This is a genomic window from Pseudomonas sp. 13B_2.1_Bac1, assembly GCF_025466155.1.
GTDB lineage: Bacteria > Pseudomonadota > Gammaproteobacteria > Pseudomonadales > Pseudomonadaceae > Aquipseudomonas > Aquipseudomonas aylmerensis.
Genome location: NZ_JANLOH010000036.1, coordinates 228,091 through 249,895, shown reverse-complemented (window position 1 = coordinate 249,895; position 21,805 = coordinate 228,091). Strand labels below are relative to the sequence as shown.

At 61.3% G+C, this 21,805-nt stretch carries 20 protein-coding genes; 9 read left to right on the top strand and 11 right to left on the bottom strand.

The window, feature by feature from the left end; translation table 11 throughout:
• Positions 1 to 41 precede the first annotated feature (41 nt).
• Positions 42 to 2,111 carry an AsmA family protein gene (locus NTD80_RS08470; RefSeq protein ID WP_262133114.1) on the bottom strand — a complete coding sequence of 690 codons (2,070 nt, stop codon included), beginning with the start codon at positions 2,109 to 2,111 and terminating at the stop codon, positions 42 to 44.
• A gap of 347 nt (positions 2,112 to 2,458) precedes the next feature.
• On the opposite strand from NTD80_RS08470, the gene NTD80_RS08465 reads away from it, so the two are divergent.
• Positions 2,459 to 2,830 carry a hypothetical protein gene (locus NTD80_RS08465; RefSeq protein ID WP_065900187.1) on the top strand — a complete coding sequence of 124 codons (372 nt, stop codon included), beginning with the start codon at positions 2,459 to 2,461 and terminating at the stop codon, positions 2,828 to 2,830.
• Positions 2,831 to 2,983: 153 nt separating this feature from the next.
• On the top strand, positions 2,984 to 3,616 hold the full coding sequence (locus NTD80_RS08460) for a TetR family transcriptional regulator (protein ID WP_065900186.1): 633 nt from the start codon (positions 2,984 to 2,986) through the stop codon (positions 3,614 to 3,616).
• A 5-nt stretch (positions 3,617 to 3,621) separates the two neighbouring features.
• Here the strand turns inward: NTD80_RS08460 and NTD80_RS08455 are convergent, their stop codons facing one another.
• A complete protein-coding gene (locus NTD80_RS08455) occupies positions 3,622 to 4,119 on the bottom strand; it encodes a C40 family peptidase (RefSeq protein ID WP_262133178.1) in 498 nt (165 codons plus the stop codon).
• Positions 4,120 to 4,395: 276 nt separating this feature from the next.
• Between NTD80_RS08455 and ureE the strand changes: the two genes are divergently transcribed.
• From ureE to NTD80_RS08430, 5 genes are all read left to right on the top strand, one after another.
• Positions 4,396 to 4,896: an urease accessory protein UreE gene (gene ureE, locus NTD80_RS08450; RefSeq protein ID WP_065900182.1), complete on the top strand. Its 501-nt coding sequence runs from the start codon at positions 4,396 to 4,398 to the stop codon at positions 4,894 to 4,896.
• Positions 4,893 to 5,567, top strand: a complete 675-nt coding sequence (locus tag NTD80_RS08445; protein WP_262133111.1) for an urease accessory protein UreF — start codon at positions 4,893 to 4,895, stop codon at positions 5,565 to 5,567. The genes ureE and NTD80_RS08445 overlap by 4 nt, the downstream gene beginning before the upstream one ends.
• A gap of 23 nt (positions 5,568 to 5,590) precedes the next feature.
• On the top strand, positions 5,591 to 6,205 hold the full coding sequence (gene ureG, locus NTD80_RS08440) for an urease accessory protein UreG (RefSeq protein WP_065900180.1): 615 nt from the start codon (positions 5,591 to 5,593) through the stop codon (positions 6,203 to 6,205).
• A gap of 22 nt (positions 6,206 to 6,227) precedes the next feature.
• Positions 6,228 to 6,800, top strand: a complete 573-nt coding sequence (locus tag NTD80_RS08435; protein WP_106805307.1) for a HupE/UreJ family protein — start codon at positions 6,228 to 6,230, stop codon at positions 6,798 to 6,800.
• Between the two features lie 175 nt (positions 6,801 to 6,975).
• A complete protein-coding gene (locus tag NTD80_RS08430; protein ID WP_262133109.1) occupies positions 6,976 to 8,085 on the top strand; it encodes an AGE family epimerase/isomerase in 1,110 nt (369 codons plus the stop codon).
• A gap of 120 nt (positions 8,086 to 8,205) precedes the next feature.
• Here NTD80_RS08430 and NTD80_RS08425 read toward each other — a convergent pair whose 3' ends face one another.
• The 9 genes from NTD80_RS08425 to NTD80_RS08385 form a co-directional block, all read right to left on the bottom strand.
• On the bottom strand, positions 8,206 to 9,111 hold the full coding sequence (locus NTD80_RS08425) for a cation diffusion facilitator family transporter (RefSeq protein WP_262133107.1): 906 nt from the start codon (positions 9,109 to 9,111) through the stop codon (positions 8,206 to 8,208).
• Between the two features lie 173 nt (positions 9,112 to 9,284).
• Positions 9,285 to 10,049: an SDR family oxidoreductase gene (locus NTD80_RS08420; RefSeq protein WP_065900173.1), complete on the bottom strand. Its 765-nt coding sequence runs from the start codon at positions 10,047 to 10,049 to the stop codon at positions 9,285 to 9,287.
• Positions 10,050 to 10,872: 823 nt separating this feature from the next.
• A complete protein-coding gene (locus tag NTD80_RS08415) occupies positions 10,873 to 11,589 on the bottom strand; it encodes an ABC transporter ATP-binding protein (RefSeq protein ID WP_065900171.1) in 717 nt (238 codons plus the stop codon).
• Entirely contained in the window at positions 11,586 to 12,461 is an 876-nt protein-coding gene (locus NTD80_RS08410; protein ID WP_065900169.1) for an ABC transporter ATP-binding protein, read from the bottom strand. The genes NTD80_RS08415 and NTD80_RS08410 overlap by 4 nt, the downstream gene beginning before the upstream one ends.
• On the bottom strand, positions 12,458 to 13,735 hold the full coding sequence (gene livM, locus NTD80_RS08405) for a high-affinity branched-chain amino acid ABC transporter permease LivM (RefSeq protein WP_065900168.1): 1,278 nt from the start codon (positions 13,733 to 13,735) through the stop codon (positions 12,458 to 12,460). Before livM ends, NTD80_RS08410 begins: the two co-directional genes overlap by 4 nt.
• A 2-nt stretch (positions 13,736 to 13,737) precedes the next feature.
• Positions 13,738 to 14,652: an ABC transporter permease subunit gene (locus NTD80_RS08400; RefSeq protein ID WP_003236186.1), complete on the bottom strand. Its 915-nt coding sequence runs from the start codon at positions 14,650 to 14,652 to the stop codon at positions 13,738 to 13,740.
• A 232-nt stretch (positions 14,653 to 14,884) separates the two neighbouring features.
• Positions 14,885 to 16,021, bottom strand: coding sequence for a branched-chain amino acid ABC transporter substrate-binding protein (locus tag NTD80_RS08395; protein ID WP_262133102.1), 1,137 nt, complete (start codon positions 16,019 to 16,021; stop codon positions 14,885 to 14,887).
• A gap of 374 nt (positions 16,022 to 16,395) precedes the next feature.
• Complete coding sequence (locus NTD80_RS08390) at positions 16,396 to 17,679, bottom strand: NAD(P)/FAD-dependent oxidoreductase (RefSeq protein WP_262133100.1); 1,284 nt, start codon at positions 17,677 to 17,679, stop codon at positions 16,396 to 16,398.
• Between the two features lie 168 nt (positions 17,680 to 17,847).
• Positions 17,848 to 19,338: an aldehyde dehydrogenase family protein gene (locus NTD80_RS08385; protein WP_262133099.1), complete on the bottom strand. Its 1,491-nt coding sequence runs from the start codon at positions 19,336 to 19,338 to the stop codon at positions 17,848 to 17,850.
• Positions 19,339 to 19,492: 154 nt separating this feature from the next.
• Here NTD80_RS08385 and NTD80_RS08380 point away from each other — a divergent pair, with 154 nt between their 5' ends.
• Positions 19,493 to 20,383 (top strand): LysR family transcriptional regulator, encoded by an 891-nt coding sequence (locus tag NTD80_RS08380; protein ID WP_262133098.1) that lies wholly within the window; start codon positions 19,493 to 19,495, stop codon positions 20,381 to 20,383.
• A gap of 207 nt (positions 20,384 to 20,590) precedes the next feature.
• Positions 20,591 to 21,805, top strand: coding sequence for a nicotinate phosphoribosyltransferase (pncB, locus tag NTD80_RS08375; RefSeq protein WP_065900159.1), 1,215 nt, complete (start codon positions 20,591 to 20,593; stop codon positions 21,803 to 21,805).

Genomic DNA, 21,805 nt, shown 5'->3' with positions numbered 1-21,805 from the left:
AAAGGCGACCCGAGGGTCGCCCTTTCTGACATTTTCGACGATCAGCCTTTCACGGTCTTCGGCGCCTTGCCTTCCTTCATCTGCTGCAGCAACGGTGCGCATTGGTTCGGCTCATCGCCGCTGGGTGCGACCAACGCCAGCAACCCGGCAGCCGGGCCGGCGATCACGCCCAGGGCGACCATGCCCGCACCACGCAGCGCCAATGGGATGGCTTTCACCCCGGCATTCGGCTTGATGAACGGGCCGTTGACGTACAGCGGGGAACGCAAGGAGAACAAGCGGAAGCCCTTGGATTCCGGCGTGATCGTGAGGTCGAGCTGCTCGGTGGCCATGTTCGCCGTGCCATCGATGTAGATGATGGCGTTCTCGGTATCGAACACAAACAGCCGCGTAGTCGCCAGGCCAGTCTTGATGCCAAAGTCCGCCGCCGCGCAATTGATCTTCACTTCCTTGTCGCCAAACAGGCGGCCCACCACGTAGTTGCCGACGTTGAGCCCGGCGATTTCCATCAGGCTGCGGCTGATGGCGCCATCGTTGATGAGCATTTTCAGGTCACCGTTGGAGGAGCCCAGCAGCGCCGCCACGGAGTTGCCGCGTCCGGAAATATCCGCGTCGCCGTTGAGTTCACCAAAGCTGGTTTTCATCGGTTCGAAGGTCGGGAACAGCTGCTTGAGCTTGAAGTTGCGCGCAGTGAGCCGGGCACGGCCCTCCATCGGTGTGGTGCGGCCATTCAGACGGATCTGCGCGTCCAGCTTGCCGCCGGCCACGCCGAAACGCAGGGGTTCCAGGCTCAGTTCGCCATCGTTGAGGATCAGGTGGGTGTAGAGGTCGGTGAACGGCAGATCGGCACTGTGCACGATGCGCTTGCCGGTGAATTCCACATCGGCATCCATGTCGCGCCAGCGCTCGGTGCGAAACTCTTCCACCGGCAGTACTTTGGTCGCCGGCTGTTTGCTTTCGCCGCCCCGGGCCTTTTGCTTGGCGTTGGAGTCGGCGCCGATCAGGGGCGCGAGGTCGGTCATCAGCAGTTGATTGGACACCAGCGCGCCGCTGAGCTTGGGCCGTGGCTGGCTGGCGACGTAGCCGAGGTTGCCGTGGATGTCACTGTCACCGATCTTGCCGTTGAAGTTTTCGTACCGGAAAGACGCCCCCGTCGGCTCGTGCAGTTTGGCGATCAAGTGCCCGTCAGTGGCGTAGGCCGGCGAGTCCGGCAGGGTCACGCCCGTCAGCGGGTACAGGTTGCCCAGGCTGGTGCCGGAGAGTTTCAGGCGCAGGTCGAGGGCGCCGAGGTTCAGTGGGTCGGTGAGGGTGCCGGCCAGCGCGATGCTGGTGTCGGCGATCTTGACCTGTGCCTGCAGCGGGAATGGCTTGGCCGCGTCCTGCAGGGCCAGCAGGCCACCGATTTTGCCGCTGCCGTCGAGTTTCTGGCCATGGTACTGGCCTTTGACCTTGAGGCCGAACGCGTAGTCCTGCGGCGCCGAGCCTTTTTCCAGGGCCTTCTTGGCATCGGCGTCGCCGACGATTTCGCCAAACGGAATCGGCTTGCCCAAAGGGTCGATGATCACGTCGAGCTGGGTCTTGAGGGTCTGGTCGTCGAGGGTGACGTGGCCCTTGTCGAAGCCGATGGCACCAATGTCCACCACCCAGTTTGAGGGTTCGGCGTTGGGGTCCTTGGGGTCGAACTTGAATGTCCAGTTGGCGCGGCCGTCGGCCAGGCGCTGCAACTGGGCACTCGGCTCGGTGAGGTCGATGCGCGGGATCACCACGCGCTGCACCAGCAGCGCCAGCGGCGAAATGCGCAGCTCGACCTTCTTCAACGTGACCATTTGCGGCTGTTTCGACCAATCGGGATTGCCCAGGGTCAGGTCTTCGGCAATCACGTGTGGCCATGGCACCCAGGCACGCCAGCCGCCTTCGTCGGGCTCACGCGCCCACACCACGGCCAGGTTGCCATTGATGGCAAACGGGCGATGCAACTCTTCGGAAACCTTGGCATTGAGGGGCGGCTTGATGCGGTTCCAGTCAAAAAACACTAGGACCAGCACCAGGATAGCGATTAACAGAACGAAGCTGGCGCAGCTCCAGGCGACGATTTTACGAGTGCGCGTCATTGCACAGGACTCCTCAACACGAATAGCTGAACTACAGCTCATAAGGCTACGACTGGCAAACCGCGCGGGGGTTTAACTCGATCGCGGATTTAGTCGCAAAAAGCCATTTTCCTGATCGACCGGACAGATTCGATCATCAACGGGCGCACCATTGTTACCCATGTTCGTGTCGAAAATACCCACCTCGGTGCAAAAGCGCGTGCTTGAGAGGCCCGTTCTAGAGCGGCTCTGGCGAACAATCAATTCTGTTGATTATTACCATTGTGTTTATGAACTTTTATATCGACTTATCAAGAGTAGCATTAGCCCTGTACCCACTTTATCGCCCTCCCAAGGAGCAACCCATCATGAAACGCCAAGTACTCGCTACCGTCCTGCTGTCTGTCCTTGCTTCCAGTGCCTTTGCCCTGCCAGCAGCCGAACAGGCAACCCCACAGAACAAAGCCCAAGCCGTTCAATCCAGCCAGACCCTGGCTCGCAGCGGTTCGCAAGAAGAAGAGAATCGTGACTACGCCAAAGGCGGCGTGGCTGAAAACGGTTCGGAACAGGCCAACAAACGCGCCTACACCGAAGGTGTTGCTGAAGGTGGCCGTGATCGCCTGGAACAGAAAGGCCTGGTCGAAGGTGGTTCTGAACAAGCCAACAAACGCGCTTACACTGAAGGCGTTGCCGAAGGCGGCTCGGACCGTCTGCAAGAACTGCATCAAGCACAGAGCTAACCCCGTGGTGGCCCTGAAAAAAGCCCGATCAGCCGATCGGGCTTTTGACTTTTCATAGCACCTGTCACCCCGCCTGCCCCGTCAAGTTCGACGCCAGCGAAGCTGTTTTGCTAGAGTGCAGCGCTGTACTTGTCGACAAAAGCCCGCCCGCCAATGCTGCCCCGCGCCGAACAGAAGCAACAGACCCGCCTCGCCCTGATGGACGCAGCCCGCCATCTGATGGAGTGTGGCCGTGGGTTCGGCAGCCTGAGCCTGCGTGAAGTGGCGAAGACGGCCGGCATCGTGCCGACCGGTTTCTATCGTCATTTTGCCGACATGGACCAGCTCGGACTGGTATTGGTCAGTGAAGTGGGCCAGACCTTTCGCGCCACGATTCGCCTGGTGCGCCACAACGAATTCGTGATGGGCGGCATTATTGATGCCTCCGTGCGGATCTTTCTCGACGTGGTCTCGGCCAACCGTTCGCAATTCCTGTTCCTGGCCCGCGAGCAATACGGCGGCTGCCTTGCCGTGCGCCAGGCCATCGGCGCCTTGCGCGAAGACATCACCCGCGACCTGGCGGCTGACCTGACACTGATGCCCAAGCTGCAACACCTGGATGCCGAAGGCCTGCACGTGATGGCCGACCTGATCGTCAAAAGTGTGTTCGCCACCCTCCCCGACATCATCGACCCGCCCGCCCAGGCGCTGCCTGCCCACCTCACGCCCCAGGCGAAAATCACCCAGCAATTGCGCTTTATCTTTATCGGCCTGAAGCATTGGCAGGGCCTGGGCAGCACCGAATAAGCGCCTTACCCCGCCGGGTGAAAACGCTTCGCGGTGGTGTAGTGCTTGTTCCAGTACGAATTGCTCAGCGAATCGATACGCACGTTTTTGCCGGCGCGCGGCGAATGAATGAACTTGCCATCACCAATGTACAGCCCCACATGGCTGACCTGACCGCGCCCATTACCTTTGAAAAACACCGCGTCGCCAGGCTTGAGCGCATGGCGCTTGATGGTCGCCGCCGTTGATCGATGCATTGCCAGCGTGGTGCGCGGAATCTGGATATTGGCTTCGGTCTTGAACAGGTACACCAGGAAGCTGCTGCAATCGAAGCCCTGCTCCGCCGAGGCACCGCCCCATTTGTAAGGCGTGCCGAGCAATTGGTGGGCACGGTCAACCACATCCTCAATGGACGCTTCTTTAAAGGACTCCTTGAACAAAGGGCGCGGCTGTAGATTGGCCGACGCAGACGAAATGGCGAGAGACAGACTGACAATTACTAAACAAAAAAATGACTTGAACATGATGAACGTCGCAATGGGATAAACACGGCGCACAGCCTAAAGAAACGGCGCGTAACGTTTTGAACGCCAAATCCGTGTCGCTTGTAGGAATAGTCCTAAAACGCCCATGACAGGTGCGCCCTACCGCCACGCGCACCAATTTGGTTCACCACTAGAAACTTCCTACGCCCTGTTTAGTAGCACTACTACACTGCCTACAAGCAATTCCTACCCTGCACCGGGGTTGGCAAGCCCCTTGCTCTAGCACTCTCATCGCTCATTGCTGGAAGCTTCCTGATGCTGGTGATCCACCGCCGAATCGCCCCCCAAGCCCTCTGGGCCGCCGAGTTGCTGCTGAATTTCGAAGCACGCAGCAAAAGCCGCCTGCGCTGTTTCAGTGCCGACGGTGAAGACGTCGGCCTGTTCCTGGAGCGTGGCCAGCCGCCGCTGCACGATGGCGAATGCCTGCAGGCCGAAGACGGACGCGTCGTACGCGTCGTTGCACGACCTGAACAACTGCTTCATGTCACCTGCAGCAGCGCCTTTGAACTGACCCGCGCCGCCTATCACCTGGGCAACCGGCATGTGGCGTTGCAAGTGGGGGACGGTTGGTTGCGCCTGCTCGATGACTACGTGCTCAAGGCCATGCTGGAGCAACTGGGCGCCCACACCGAGACCATCGAGGCACCCTTCCAACCGGAGCACGGTGCTTACGGCGGCGGCCACCACCATTCGCGGCATGGCGATGAAGATTTCAACTACCCGCCCAAGTTGCACCAGTTCGGCGTGCGTCCATGAACCCAGCCTGGGCGCTGCTGCGTCTGGCCAGTCCGCAATTGCCGATTGGGGGCTACAGCTATTCCCAGGGCCTGGAAATGGCCGTGGAGAACGGTCTCGTCAACGACGCGGCCAGTGCGCGGCGCTGGATCAGCGACCAACTGCTGCTCAACCTGGCACGCTTTGAAGCGCCCCTCTTGCTCGCCCATTGCCGCGCCGCTGCCGAACTCGATTGGCCGCGCCTGACCCAATTGTGCGAAGAGCACCGCGCCAGCCGAGAAACACGCGAGCTGTATCAGGAGAGCCGGCAGATGGGCTACTCCCTGCAACAACTGCTCAATGGCCTGCCGGAGCTCGACCAGGCCGCCGAGGATTTCCTCGCCCGCCAGCCAGAGCCGCACCTGGCCCTGGGCTGGGCGCTGGCGGCGCGGGCCTGGACTATCAGCCCTGACGATGCCCTCGCTGCCTGGCTCTGGAGCTGGCTGGAAAATCAGTTGGCCGTATTGATGAAAACCCTGCCGCTCGGCCAGCAAGCCGCGCAGCGCTTGACCAGCAAACTGCTGCCGCTGCTGCAACAGGCCCAGCAGGACGCCAGCCATATCGCCCCCAACCATTTCGGCAGCGCCGCGTTCGGCCTGTCCCTGGCGTGCATGGCCCATGAGCGCCAGTACAGCCGACTGTTCCGTTCCTGAGGCCTTTTACTGTGGAGAAGCACATGAACACACAACCCCTGCGCGTCGGTATCGGCGGCCCGGTGGGCTCCGGCAAAACGGCCCTGACCCTGGCCCTGTGCCTCGCGCTGCGCGACCGCTACAACCTGGCCGTCGTCACCAACGACATCTACACCCGCGAAGACGCCGACTTCCTGGTGCGCAACCAGGCGCTCGCGCCGGAGCGCATCATCGGCGTGGAAACCGGTGGCTGCCCGCACACGGCGATCCGTGAAGACGCCTCGATCAACCTGGAGGCGGTGGACCAGCTCAACCGCCGCTTCCCCGGCCTGGACCTGATCCTGGTGGAGTCCGGTGGCGACAACCTCTCGGCCACCTTCAGCCCGGAACTGTCGGACCTGACCATCTACGTGATCGATGTGTCCGCCGGCGACAAGCTGCCGCGCAAAGGCGGGCCTGGCATTTGCAAATCCGACCTGCTGGTGATCAACAAGATCGACCTCGCGCCGATGGTCGGCGCCTCGCTGGAGCTGATGAACAGCGACACCCAGCGCATGCGCAACGGTAAACCCTTTGTGTTCAGCAACCAGAAAACCGGCGTCGGCCTGGCCGACATCGTCGCCTTCATCGAACGCCAGGGCCTGCTGACCGCCGCCTGATCAACCCACAAGGAACCTGTCCATGAGCCTCAACAAACTCCTCGCAGCTGCCGCCCTGCTGCTCGCCCCTGCCCTGGCCTTCGCTCACCCGGGCCACGGCGACAACGGCCTGGTGGCCGGTATCAGCCATCCGCTCAGCGGCATCGACCACTTGCTGGCGATGGTTGCGGTCGGGCTGTGGGCGGCCCAACAAAAAGGCGCCGCGCGCTGGGCCCTGCCGTGCACCTTTGTCGGCACCATGCTGATCGGCGGCGTGCTGGGCTTTGAAGGGCTGGAACTGCCGGCCCTGGAAAGCGGGATTGCCGCTTCGGTGCTGGCCCTGGGCCTGGCGGTGGCGCTGGCGGTGCGTCCGCCGCTGTTCGTGGCCGTGGCTGCCACGGCGTTGTTTGCGCTGTTCCACGGCGTGGCCCACGGCCTGGAGTTGCCGGACATGTCCAGCCCTTGGGCTTATGCCGCGGGCTTTGTCGGCGCAACGGCGGTGTTGCACGCGGCCGGGTATGCGGTAGTGCGCTTCCTGCCGGCAGCGGCGGCGCCGTTGGTGCGGATTGCCGGCGCGGCTTCGGCGGCGACTGGGGTGTGGTTGTTGGCGGGCTGAGTGTCGTCGCGTCGATAAGGGCCACATCGCAGGCAAGCCAGCCGCCCACATTTGACCGGTTTCACACACCCAAATGGGGGAGCGGGCTTGCCCGCGATAGCGCCAGCTCAAACACCATAGATCCCAAGCCTGCTACCATGCGCGGCAAACACCCCTGCCGTGACGACGCCAGCCAATGCCCAGCGCTTCCCACCCCTCCTTGAACACCGTGCTCACGCACTTCCACAGCCTGATCGTGCCGCTCTGGCAAGGCCCTGGCTGGAACGCCGAGTTGGCATTGCCCTATGAGGCGCTGGACGCCGATCACCGCCCCTTGCCCCCGCAACGCTACCGCGCCATGGCCTGCGCCCGGCAGCTGTACCTGTTTGCCAGCCTGATCGGCGAGCCCGGCGCGGCCTTCGCCGAAGAGCGCGCAGCAGCGTTGTTCCGTTCCCTGCAACGGCATTTCCACGACGCCGAGCACGGCGGCTGGTTCTACAGCATCGACCCCGCCGGCCAGCCGCTGGACAAGCGCAAAGACCTCTACACCCACGCGTTCATCATCTTTGCCTGTGCGCACTACTGGGCCAAGGTGCGTGAGCCACTGGTGGAGTCGGTGCTCGACGCAGCCCTGGAAGTGGTCGCCAGTCGGTTCGCCAGCGGCGACGGCCTCTACGAAGCCGTGCTGGAGCGCAACTGGTCATCCCTCAAGTCCGGCCCACTGCAAAACCCGCTGATGCACCTTGCCGAAGGCTTTCTCGCCACGCTGGCCGTGCGTGAAGACCCGATCACGCAAGACGCCCTGCTGGACTTGGCCAACGCGATGCAGAAGCGCTTCATTGCCCCCGAGCACGGCGTGATGCTGGAAAAACCGCTGGGTGCTGTGGATAACTGGTTTGAACCCGGCCACCAGTTCGAATGGTTCTTTTTGCTGGAGTCATCGCCAGTGCTGCGCGGCACGCCGCTGCATGCGTCGTTGACGCGCGCATTCGCCTACGCCGAGCAGAAGGGTGTGGATAACAGCAGTGGCGCGGTCAGCGGCATGCTGGCCCTGGACGGTAGCGTGCGTGATGGCACCCAGCGTATCTGGGCACAGGCCGAATACCTGCGGGCACTGACCTTGCGACCGGACAGTGAAGCCGTGCTGCAGCGTCAATTGCTGGCGCTGCAGCAAAGATTCCTGCATGCCAAGGGCTGGAACGAATGCCTGGATGCCCACGGTGACGTCAGTCGGCGGGATATGCCGTCTACCACGCCTTATCATCTGGCGACCTGCTATCAGGGGTTGGTCCAGCATTTGGGCTGACCTCATGGGCCCTTTCGCGAGCAAGCCCGCTCCCACATTTAACCGCCTCCTACCTTTGGAATGCGATCAAATGTGGGAGCGGGCTTGCTCGCGAAGGCCTAACCTCGGTCTACCTGACTATCACGCAATCCACTTGCGATCCCCGGTAAAACTGATCGTCAGCCAACGCGCCGCATCCGGCTTGCCCAGCCCTGTGGATATCTCTTCACGCAGCGCATCCAGCGTGGCGACGTTGTCCACCGGGTAATCCACCGGCAACACCACATGAATCTCGATAAACCGTGCGCGTCCGTGCTTTTGCACGTAGGACACGTAGTCGTCGAAACCATGCCGGGCCTGGGCCGCGTCCATCACTTCACGCACTTTGTCGTCCAGATGATCCGGCGCAATGCCCAGCACCTCGCGCAATGCCGGGCGCAAAATCTTCAGCGCCGGCGCCAGCATGCTCAGGGCCAGCAGGATCAGGATCAACGGGTCGACATACACCGCCCATTCGCCATAGCCCTGGGACTTGAGCAGCAGTGCAGCCAGGAAGCTGATCAGCAAACCCACCGACAGCATCGCGTCCACCAGCCAACTGATGTTGTCGAACTGGATCAGTGACGATTTGAGCGTACGGTTGCGGTAGCGCACGTAGAAGAAATAAGCGAACTCGACAACGGTAAACACCGCTGCGTAGATGATCACCAGGCCCAACTCGATCTCGCGCCCGCCATTGATGATGCCGAACACACCGTTTAGAAACGCGTAGATGGCGATCAGCAACAGGAAACTGCCTTCGATCAGCAGCACCATGGGTTCCAGGTGCCAATAGCCGAACTGGAAGCGTTCGTTGCTTTTCTTGGCGATCAGCTTGGCCGTGATCAGCATCAACACCTTGATGGCGGTGGCGATCAGCGAGAAAAAGCCGTCGAATAGAATGGATTGGGCGCCAGATACCACACCCGTGACAATCCCGGCGATCGCCACGGCGAACATCAGGATGGTCGATTGTTTGAGCAGTGCCTGCTCACCTCGGTTACTCACATTTCCTCCTGTCAAAACCTATAAACCGCACACTGCGGAGGGGTTTTCAGGGGTGGAGTGTACCTTATGTCGTGTTTTGGCCGATTTGCCGCCATCGCCGGCAAACCGGCGCCTACATATGACCACCTGCAGGAGCCGGTTTGCCGGCGCTGCCGGCGATTCGAACCAATGCCTTACTTGGCCCCTCGCTCGATGGCAAACCCAGCCCAGGTCTGGCTCACCGGCATCAGCTCCAGGCGGTTGATGTTGACGTGCGCAGGCGTGTTCAGCACCCAGAAGATGGTGTCGGCAATGTCCTGCGGCTGGATCGGCTCGGCACCGGCGTAGGTGGCGTCATAGCGCGCCTGGTCGCCGCCGAAGCGCACCAGCGAGAACTCGCTTTCGCACAGGCCTGGCTCGATGTTGGTCACACGCACGCCGGTACCTTGCAGGTCGCAACGCAGGTTCAGCGAGAACTGCTTCACGAACGCCTTGGAGCCGCCATACACGTGGCTGCCCGGGTACGGGTAGCTGCCGGCGATGGAGCCCAGGTTGATGATCCCGGCGCCACGGCCATGGGCGATCAGGCGCGGCAGCAGCAGACTGGTGGTGGTCAGCAGGCCCTTGATGTTGGTGTCGACCATGGTTTCCCAATCGTCGAGGCTGCACTTGGGTGCAGGATCGGTGCCCACGGCCAGGCCGGCGTTGTTGATCAGTCCCCGCAAGGTGGCGAACGACGCTGGCAGATTGGCGATCGCGTCTTCCATGCCCTTGCGGTCACGGACGTCCACCACCAGGCCATGCACTTCGGTCTGCTTGGAAAGCTCTTCGACCAACGCATTCAAACGGTCGGCACGACGACCGGTGAGCACCAGTTTCCAGCCGGCTTCGGCAAAACGACGGGCACAGGCCTCGCCAAAACCTGAGGTTGCGCCAGTAATAAACAGCGTGTTGGACATGGTGTTCTCCTTGCGGTGATCGGGGAAAAAAGTTGCCAGCAGAATGCCCGTACGCCGCGGTGGCGGCAACCGCTATGCACACACCTTCATGTACAGCTGATCATTTTTTGATCATTGCGAGCAACGCCATATAAACCGTGGCCTGCAGCCATATGCGCGCAGGTTATCCACAACTGCGCCCACAGTCTTTGGGGGCAAGTACAAAACACCCGAAGCCGCTGTGTACAAGGCCTGCAGGCGGTTTTAGAAAGTTTTTTGCTTGACCTTGGCCGGGGCGTATGTAGGCCCATGACTACGCAGAAAATCCAGACGATGGCTCCAGGCCAGTCATTCCGGCCTCTGCGGCAGTCTTTCCAGAGTTTAGTCACAGACTTATCCACAGGCCGGAGGGACATATTTCGGTCATATACCTGTGTCTTTAAACAGGTTGACAAAGGGCTCGTCCGGTCAGCAAAAAGCCGCTGGTCAAAAAACAACCGCCATGCTGCAAGCCACGTAAATAAAGGCCTGCAGCGAGCTACACCCACGTTACCCACAGCCGGTTCCACAGCGGATGGGGACAAGTCAAAACTGTGACAAAACAGGGATTTGCGGCGGCTATATGTCGCGCTTTCAGAGGAGGCCAGATTTGTTTTCCACAATTTGGCGGGGAGCCTGTGGACACCCCAAAAACAAATGTGGGAACCGGCTTTATGTGGGAGCCGGGCTTGCCCGCGATAGCTTCACCTCGATTTGCCTGACAGACCGAGGTGTTCGCATCGCAGGCAAGCCAGCTCCCACATAAAGCCGGTTCCCACATGGGTTATTGCATCAAGCTTTTAGATCAGTGCCCACCCAGGTAGGCGTTGCGCACCTCTTCATTCACCAGCAATTCCTTACCGGTGCCAGTCAGGCGAATCTCGCCGTTGACCATCACATACGCACGGTCCGACAGGCGCAACGCATGGTTGGCGTTCTGCTCCACCAGGAAGATGGTCATCCCGGTGGAAGCCAGCTCACGCAGCGTGGCGAAGATCTGCTTCACCACGATCGGCGCCAGGCCCAGGCTCGGTTCGTCCAGCAGCAACAGCTTGGGCCGGCTCATCAGCGCGCGGGCGATGGCGAGCATTTGCTGCTCACCACCGGACATGGTCATCGCGCGCTGGTTGCGCCGCTCCTTGAGCCGTGGGAACAGCTCGAACATGCGCTGCATGTCCTCCGTGGCAAACTTGTCGCCAATCGGGATGGTGCCCATCAGCAGGTTTTCCTCGACGGTCATGTCAGGGAACACCCGCCGCCCTTCCGGCGACTGCGCAATGCCATTGGAAGCGATGTAGTGGGACGACTTGTGGGTAATGTCGACGCCGTTGTAGATGATCTGCCCCGACTCGGCCCGAGGCTGGCCGAAGATCGACATCAGCAGCGTGGATTTACCCGCGCCGTTGGAGCCGATCAGGCTGACGGTTTCGCCTTCATTGATGTGCAGCGAGACTTTTTTCAGGGCCTGGATCGGGCCGTAGAACACGTCCAGGTCCTTCATTTCGAGGATAGGTGTACTCATACCAGCTCTTCTTCGTCTGCGCCCAGGTAGGCGGCAATCACTTTCGGGTCGTTGCGGATCGCGTCCGGCCCACCCTCGGCAATCACGTTGCCGTGGTCCAGCACCACGATGTGGTCGGAAATACTCATCACCATGCCCATGTCGTGTTCGATCAGCACCACCGTGAGGTCGTGTTCGTCGCGCAGCAGGCGAATCATCGCGCTGAGGGCTTCGGTTTCCTGCGGGTTGAGCCCCGCTGCCGGTTCGTCCAGGCAGATGATCTGCGGCCGGGTGCACATGGCACGGGCGATTTCCAGGCGGCGCTGCTGGCCGTAGGAAAGCTCGCCAGCCAGGCGGTTGGCGCAGTCCACCAGGTCGACCACCTCGAGCCAGTAGAAGGCATGGTCGAGCGCATCGCTCTCGGCCTTGCGATAGCCCTTGGTGTTGAGGATGCCCGCGAGCATGTTGCGGTTGACCCACATGTGCTGGGCGACCAGCAGGTTTTCCAGCACCGACATTTCCTTGAACAGGCGAATGTTCTGGAAGGTACGGGCCAGGCCGGCACGGTTGACCAGGTGGGTGCCGCCGAACATCTTGTAGAACACCCGGCTGAAGAAGCTTTTCGGCGACACGAAGTCGACCGCCTTGAAACGCTCACCCAGCAACTGGATCACGTTGGTCTGCTTGCCGCGAATGTTCAGTTCGATCTTGCCGCCGCTGGCTTTGTAGAAGCCGGTGAGGCAGTTGAACACGGTGGTCTTGCCCGCGCCGTTGGGGCCGATCAGGGCGAAGATCGAGTTGCGTTCGACCTTGAGGCTCACGTCGCTCAAGGCCTTGATGCCACCGAAGTGCATCATCAGGTGTTCCACGGATAGGACGACTTCCTTGCTCATGGCGCTACCCCCTTGCGTGGCGTCACACCAGTGCGGCTGATCCGGATCAGGCCGCGCGGTCGCCAGATCATCATCACCACCATCAACACGCCAAACAGCAGCACGCGGTATTCGCTGAAGCTGCGCAGCAGTTCAGGCGCGACGGTCAAGACGAACGCCGCAATCACCACGCCGACCGTCGAGCCCATGCCGCCCAACACCACGATGGCGAGGATCAGCGCCGACTCGAAGAAGGTGAACGAGGACGGGTTGACGAAGCCCTGGTAACTGGCAAAGAACACCCCGGCCAGACCGGCGGTGGAAGCGCCGATGGTGAACGCCGAGAGTTTGACCAGCACGTGGTTCAAGCCCATGGAGCGGCAGGCGATCTCATCTTCGCGCAAGGCTTCCCAGGCGCGACCGACCGGCATGCGGGTCAGGCGATGCTTGATGTACAACACGGCCAGCACCACCAGGAACAGCACGATGTAGATGAACAGGAATTTGATATTGGGGTTGTAGTCGATGCCGAAGAATTCGTGGAATGGAATCCCACCGTCCTTCGCCTTGCGCCCGAACTCCAGGCCCAGGAAGGTCGGCGACGGCACCGGCATACCGTTCGGACCACCGGTGAACGACAACCAGTTGTTGAGCACCAGGCGGATGATTTCACCGAAGCCCAGGGTCACGATGGCGAGATAATCGCCGTGCATTCGCAACACCGGGAACCCGAGTATGCACCCCGCCAGCGCCGCACAGATGGCCGCCAGCGGCAGCACCGTCCAGAAACCCAGGCCGAGGTATTGATAACCCAGCGCCAGGCCGTACGCGCCGATGGCGTAGAACGCCACGTAACCGAGGTCGAGCAGGCCGGCCAGGCCGACCACGATGTTCAGGCCCAGGCCGAGCAGCACGTAGATCAGGCCGAGGATCACCACGGTCAGCAGGTACTTGTTGGCGAAGATCGGGAACACGATGGCGATCACGATCAGCACCGGGATGATCCAGCGCAGCCGCGATTTGTAGTCCGGTGGCAGCACGTGCACGCCGGAGCCACTGCTTTCGAAGCCCTGCAGGATCTTCAGGCCCTTGGGGGTTTGCAGGAACAGGCTCATGGCAAAGCGGCCGACCATCACGATGGCGACCAGCAGGGCCACGCGGGCCGGTTCCAGGTTGAAGCTGTAGCCGTCGAGGACCACGCCGACGATCGGACCGAACACGATCAACGAAATCAGCCCGGCAAGGACCGTATCGACCACACTTTTCTTGATATCGATGGGTTTGGCAGCAGACATGTTTACACCTTCGCCACGAGTGGGCGACCAAGCAGGCCCTGGGGACGGAAAATCAGAATCACCACCAGCAGGGAGAAACTGAACACGTCTTTGTAGTCAGAGTTGATCAACCCCGAGAACAGCGACTCGGAAATACCCAGGATGATCCCGCCCAGCATCGCCCCAGGCAGGGAGCCGATGCCGCCGAGTACCGCTGCGGTAAACGCCTTGATGCCGATGATGAAGCCGGCATAGAAGTCGAACGTGCCGTAGTTGAGGGTGATCAGCACACCGGCCAGGGCCGCCATGGCGGCACCGATGACAAACACGTAGGAGATCACGCGGTCGGTGTTGATGCCCAGGATCGAGGCCATCTTGCGGTCTTGCTGGGTGGCGCGGCACATGCGGCCGAGCTTGGTGTACTTGATGATGTAGGTGAGCAGCGCCATGCCGGCAAACGCCGCCACGAGGATGAAGACCTTGGTGTACGTGAGCTGGACGAACCCGCTGCCGATGTCGACACGCCAGGCCCCGGCCAGCAGGGTGGGAATACCTTGTTGCTTGGCACCCTGGGCGATCTGCGCGTAGTTCTGCAGGATCAGGGAGATCCCGATGGCGCTGATCAGCGGAGCCAGTCGGGTGGAGTTGCGCAGCGGTTTGTAGGCGACACGCTCGATGACCCAACCGTACACGCCGGTGACGACCACGGTGAAGATCAAGGTGCCGAGAATGAGCAGCGGGAAGGATTCGATGCCGAAGTAAGCCAGCAGTGCCAGACTGATCGCCGCGAGGTAAGCGGAAATCATATAAACCTCGCCATGGGCGAAGTTGATCATGCCAATGATGCCATAGACCATTGTGTAGCCGATGGCGATCAGGCCATAGACCGACCCGAGGGTCAGGCCGTTGACCAGTTGCTGCAGGAAAATACCATCCATAACGCAATCTCACGCGGTGAGCACCTGCACACGGGTGGGTGTGCGGCGCTTCTGGAGGAAAAGACAGACTTGTTGCCTTACACGAAGGGGCGAGCAACCACGCCCCCTGTGGGAGCCGGGCTTGCCCGCGAAGACGGACTGACAACCAACACCTGTGTTGAATGTGAAACCGCTATCGCAGGCAAGCCAGCTCCCACAGGGGATCGAGGCGCTTAAACGATCGTGTTTATTCTTACTTCTGTTTTTCCAGCTGATGGTATTTACCGTCTTTGTCCCACTGGTAGACCACGTAGTCGGAGACTTTCAGGTCACCCTTCGCGTCCCAGGCTTTTTCACCCATCACGGTTTTCACCGGGTGCGCCTTGAGCCACTTGGCGGCGTCTTCGCCCTTGTTGGACTTGGCGCCATTGAAACCAGCGGCCAGGGCCTGGATCGAGGCATAGGCGTACAGGGTGTAGCCTTCTGGCTCGGTGCCGTTTTTGCGGAACTCTTCAACCACGGCCTTGCTGTCCGGCAGCAGGCGCGGGTCGGCGCCGAAGGTCATGTAGACGCCATCCACGTACTGCTTGCCACCAGCGGTCGCGACCAGTTCGTCGGTAACCACGCCGTCATCGGACATGAACTTCACGTCCTTGAGGCCGGCTTCACGGATCTGGCGAACCAGAGGACCGGCTTCCGGGTGCAGGCCGCCGAAGTACACGACGTCAGCACCGGTGGAGCGGATCTTGGTGACCAGGGCGCTGAAGTCTTTCTCGCCACGGGTCAGGCCTTCTTCCAGCACCGGCTTGACGCCGCGCTTGGTCAGCTGCGCCGCAGTGGCGTCGGCCAGGCCTTTGCCGTAGGTGTCCTTGTCGTTGATGACCGCGACTTTCTTGCCCTTGAGCACGTCGACGATGTAGTCGCCGGCGACGATGCCTTGCTGGTCGTCACGCCCGCACATACGGAACATGGCGCTCAGGCCGCGTTCGGTCACTTGTGGGTTGGTGGAGCCTGGGGTGATCGCGATGATGCCCGCTTCGTCATACACCTCGGACGCCGGGATGGTGTTGGACGAGCAGAAGTGCCCGACCACGCCGATGACTTTGTCCTGGTCTGCCAGGCGGTTGGCCACGGCTACGGCTTGCTTGGGTTCGCAGGCGTCGTCGCCGGCGACCAGCACGATTTTCTCGCCGTTGATACCACCGGCCTTGTTGACCACATCGGCTGCCGCCTGGGCACCCTTCATGTACTGCTCACCGAAAGCGGCGTTGGCGCCCGTCATCGGCCCCGCCACGCCAATCTTCACATCAGCTTGAACAAACGTAGAAACACCCAGTGCCGCTGCAACGGCGAGGGCCAGAAAACCTTTCTTGTAAAACGTCTGGGACATGAGTGGTGCTCCGATATTTTTGATTTTTGGCACGACAACTTGCATTCAAACCTTTCACTGAAAGCCCAGAGCAAGGCGCGTGCCATTACGTTTTTATTCTTCAAAAAGACACGGTGTCATTGGGATTGCTGGCGTTTCGACTCCTTTTGCCAGGACGTGCAACCCTCTAGCGTCAAGAGGTGCAACCGGTGGATCGAAAAAGTACAACCTTGGCAGGTCGCACCTGCAACCAGACGTATAAACGACAGTTCCTGCACCTGTAACAACGTGCGTAACGGAACTGCACATTTACAGTGCGTGATTGCTACGACTTGCACCAATACAGATTAGTAGCCTGCTAAGAAAATGCAGGCTTCTGAGCAGTATTTCGCTGATCAGATCACGATCCTCAGGCATTGTCCGGCGTGATACAGCGAGAATCCGGCTTCATACAGGCAACTGCGCAGGCCCACTCCCGCCAGCGGTTGCATGGGCGCGAACGGAATCGGCAAGGCCTGGGGATTCTGGTGACACAGGTAATCGGCAAACGCCTTGCCGACCACACTGCCGGTGGTCACGCCGCGCCCGTTATAGCCCGTTACTGCCACGAGGCCAGGGGCCGGTTCGAACAGGCGCATCAGGTGATCCGGGGTGAAGGCGATGCAGCCGGTCCAGGTGTACTCCCACTGCACCGATTTGAGGTACGGGAAGTAATGCTGCTGCACCCGATCGGCCCACGCCTTGAGGAACCAGGCCGGTTTCTGGTTCCCGTTGCCCAGGCTGCCGAGCAACAGGCGGCCATCGGCATCGCGGCGGATGCTGCTCAATACCTGGCGCGTGTCCCAGGAACCCTGGCCGCCGGGCAGGATTTGCTGGGCGGCGTCGTCGGTGAGGGGCGCCGAGGCCACCTGGTAGTAATAGCCGGGGAAAAAGTTGCGGCGCAGTTCGGTCCATTCGCCTTCGGTGTAGGCGTTGGAAGCGATCACCACCTGTGCAGCCTGCACCGCACCGTTGGCGGTCTGCACCGACCAGTGCGCGCCTTGGCGCTCCAGTTGGGTGACGGGGGAATGGTCGAACAGTTGTCCGCCCAACCCCGCCGCCGCAGTGGCCAGGCCACTGGTGTAGGCCATCGGGTTGAGGGTGCCGGCGCGTCTATCCAGCAGGGCGGCGGCGATCTTCTGGGTGCCGGTGGCTTGCTCGCAGGCCTGGCCGGTGAGTAATTCGACCGGCGCCCCACGGCGCTTCCACTGCTCTTCGCGACTGCGCAGATCCGCCTCGCCCCGGGCGTTGTGCGCCATGTGCAAGGTGCCCTCGCGGCGCAATTGGCAATCGATGTTGTATTTGTCGATCAGGCTGAACACCAGCGACGGCGCGGCGCCCAACATGCGGTTGAGCTGGCTGCCCACCGCCTCGCCGAAACCGGCTTCGATCTCGTCCGGTGGAATCCACATGCCGGCATTCACCAGCCCGACGTTGCGCCCCGAACCGCCGTGGCCGGTGCGATGGGCCTCGAGCACGGCGACGCTTTTGCCTTGTTCCAACAAGTGAATGGCGGCCGACAAACCGGTGATCCCGGCGCCGATCACGCACACATCCACCTTGACCTCGCCCGCCAGCGCCGCACGCTCCGGCCGGCCGGGGGTGAGGTGTTCCCACAAACATGTTTCGCGCAATGCCATTGCCAGACTCCGATGAGACCTAACAAACCACTATTGTTGCTGTGCGAACCCGATCAAATGTGGGAGCTGGCTTGCCTGCGATGCAGGCACCTCGGTGCATCAGTTACGCCGGGGTGATGCTATCGCAGGCAAGCCAGCTCCCACATTGACCTCATTTCAAGCAGGTATTTAGTCGAAAGTAATGCCTTGGGCCAGCGGCAATTCCAACGAGTAGTTCACGGTATTGGTCTGGCGACGCATATACCCGCGCCACGCATCCGAACCCGACTCACGTCCGCCGCCAGTCTCTTTCTCACCGCCAAACGCGCCGCCGATTTCCGCACCACTCGGGCCGATGTTGACGTTGGCGATCCCGCAGTCACTGCCGACCGCCGACATGAACTGCTCGGCTTCACGCACGTCGGTGGTGAAGATGCACGACGACAAGCCTTGCGGCACGGCGTTGTTCAGGCGCAGGGCTTCGGCGAAGTCGGTGTAGCCGATCACGTACAGAATCGGCGCGAAGGTCTCGGTGCACACCACGTCGCTTTGCTCGGGCATTTCCACAATCGCCGGCGATACGTAGTAGGCGTTGGGGAAGGTGTCTTCCAGTTGGCGCGTGCCGCCGAATACCTTGCCGCCTTCGCTCAGGGCTTGTTCCAGGGCGTCCTGCATGTTGTCGAAGCCGTGCTTGTCGATCAACGGGCCGATCAGGTTGCCTTCCAGCGGATGGCCGATGCGCACCTTGGAATAGGCGGCCTTGAGACGGGTGACAATTTCTGCCTTGACCGATTCATGGGCGATCAGGCGGCGCAGTGTCGTGCAACGCTGGCCGGCGGTGCCCACCGCACTGAACAGGATGGCGCGTACGGCCATGTCCAGGTCGGCGCTCGGGCCGAGGATCATTGCGTTGTTGCCGCCCAGTTCGAGGATGCTGCGCGCGAAACGCGCGGCGACTTTCGGGGCGACTTCACGGCCCATGCGCGTGCTGCCGGTGGCGCTGATCAGGGCCACGCGCGGATCTTCCACCAGCGCGGCGCCAGCGTCGCGGCCGCCGATGATGACTTGGCTGAGGTATTGCGGGGCGTCAGTGAATTTTTTCAGCACACGCTCGAACAGCGCCTGGCAGGCCAGGGCGGTGAGCGGGGTCTTTTCCGAAGGTTTCCAGATCACCGCGTTGCCGCACACCAGCGCCAGGGTGGTGTTCCACGCCCACACCGCCACCGGGAAGTTGAAGGCGCTGATCACGCCGACCACGCCCAGCGGGTGCCAGGTCTCACGCATGTGATGGCCGGGGCGCTCGGAGGCGATGGTCAAGCCATACAGCTGGCGGGACAGGCCGACGGCGAAGTCGCAGATGTCGATCATTTCCTGCACTTCGCCCAGGCCTTCCTGGGTGATCTTGCCGGCTTCCCACGAGACGAGTTCGCCAAGGTCGGCCTTGTATTCGCGCAGCACGTCGCCGAACTGGCGCACCAGCTCACCACGACGCGGTGCCGGCACTTTGCGCCAGGCCTCGAATGCATGCTCGGCGCGACTGACCTGCTGCTCCACCTCGGCGGCGCCCTCCCAGTGCACACTGCCGATACGGCTGCCATCAATCGGCGAATGCACGGGTTGTTTACCCGCCTGGTACAGCGCCGGGTTTACCCCGAGACGATCAAGCAATGCAGCAACCATGGGTCACTCCTTCAATCTGCAGACAGAAAAATTGCGCCGCGGCCCACACGGCGATCCTGGGCTTATTTGTAGCTGGCCCAAGACTTGCCAACAAACGACGATTAGGCGAGATATCATTCCGTTTATTCATGCAAAGAATAAAAAGAGGCGTGCCGTGCTGAACAAAAGACATTTGCCCTCGATCACCGCCCTGCAGTGTTTCGAAGCCGCCACCCGTCACCTGAGCTTCACCCGTGCCGCCGAGGAACTGAACCTCACGCAAAGCGCGGTGAGCAAACAAGTGGCGCAGCTCGAAGAACTGCTGCAGCACCTGCTGTTTCGCCGCGTGCGCCGCCGCTTGCAGATGACCCCGGCGGGCGACCTGTACCTGGTGGAAGTGCGCAAGATCCTCACGCAGGTGGAGATGTCCACGCACTACCTGCGCTCCTACGGCGGCGAGACCGAAGTGCTGCGCGTGTCCACGCCGTACACCTTCGGCGCCCGCTGGCTGGTGCCGCGCCTCAAGGGCTGGCGCCTGCGTCACCCGCAGATCCACCTGGACCTGTGCAACGAACAGGAGCCGGACGAGTTGCTGCAAGGCAAGGCCGACATGGCCTTCTACTTCGGCCAGGGCTCACGCCCTGGCACCGAGAGCCTGAAGCTGTTCAGCGAAGAACTGGTACCGGTGTGCGCGCCGGAGAGCCTGCCCTCGCAGCCGTTCACCGACCCGACCCAACTCAGCGAGCTGGTGTTGCTGCAGAACGCCTCGCGGCCCCAGGGCTGGCATGACTGGTTCGCGAGCCAAGGTTTCCACACCGAGCACAGCTACCACGGGCCGCGTTTCGACACGTTCTATATGTGCATCCGCGCTGCGCAGGTGGGCTGTGGCGTGGCGTTGCTGCCGCGGTTTCTGGTGGAGGAGGAGTTGGCCGAGGGCAAGCTGGTGATCCCTTGGCAACATGCGCTGCCCAGCCAGGATGCGTATTACCTGGCCTATCCGGAGCATTCGGCGGAGGTGCCCAAGGTGCGTGAGTTTGTGAAATGGATGATGGAGCAAGTGATTTAGTGCCTGGAATAACGCCATCGCAGGCAAGCCAGCTCCCACATTTGGAATGCATTTCACCTGTGGGAGCCGGGCTTGCCCGCGATGGCGTCTGCAGCCATTCCAAAAAAATCACTGGCAAACCACCCCTCGCCTATGCGCCACTAGCCCCCTTCCTTAATTGTGCGTAAAGGTCGGCGCCCATCGCCGACCCGTCTGGAGATTCCCGTTATGAGCGAGAGTGTGTTTGCCGATCGCATCGTGCAGAACCTGCTCGACACCGACTTCTACAAGCTGACCATGATGCAGGCGGTGCTGCACAACTACCCGAACGTGGAAGTTGAATGGGAATTTCGTTGCCGTAACAGCGAAGACTTGCGCCCGTACCTGGCGGAGATCCGCTACCAGATCGAGCGCCTTGCCGAGTTGAGCTTGAGCCCGGATCAACTGGGCTTCCTGGAGCGCATCAGCTTCATGAAGCCGGATTTCCTGCGCTTCCTCGGGCTGTTCCGCTTCAACCTGCGCTACGTGCAGACCGGTATCGAGAATGGCGAGCTGTTTATCCGCCTGCGCGGCCCGTGGCTGCATGTGATCCTGTTTGAAGTGCCGATGCTGGCCATCGTCAGCGAAGTGCGCAACCGCTACCGCTACCAGACCGTGATCCTCGAACAGGCCCGCGAGCAGCTGTACCGCAAGTTCGACTGGCTGACCGCCAACGCCAGCAGCGACGAGCTGTCTGAGCTGCAAGTGGCCGACTTCGGCACGCGCCGGCGCTTTTCGTACCGGGTCCAGGAAGAAGTGGTCAGCGTGCTCAAGCATGACTTCCCCGGGCGTTTTGTCGGCACCAGCAATGTGCACCTGGCCCGCGAGTTCGACATGAAGCCGCTTGGCACCATGGCCCATGAATGGATCATGGCCCACCAGCAACTGGGCCCGCGCCTGATCGACAGCCAGATCGCCGCCCTCGACTGCTGGGTCCGCGAATACCGTGGCCTGCTGGGCATCGCCTTGACCGATTGCATCACCACCGACGCGTTCCTCGGCGACTTCGACTTGTACTTCGCCAAGCTCTTCGACGGCCTGCGCCACGATTCCGGTGACCCGGTGCAGTGGGCAGAAAAAGCCATCGCCCACTACCACAAGCTCGGCATCGAGCCGATGAGCAAGACCCTGGTGTTCTCCGACAGCCTGTCGTTGCCCAAGGCGCTGGAGATTTTCCGTGCGCTGCGCGGTCGGATCAATGTGAGCTTCGGCATCGGCACTAACCTGACCTGTGACATTCCAGGGGTGGAACCGATGAGCATCGTGCTTAAAATGACCGCCTGCAATGGCCAGCCCGTCGCGAAAATCTCCGATGAAGCGGGCAAGACCCACTGCACCGATCCGAATTTCGTCGCCTATTTGCGTCACGTTTTCAAAGTACCTGCCCTTTCCAGCAAGGAGTGA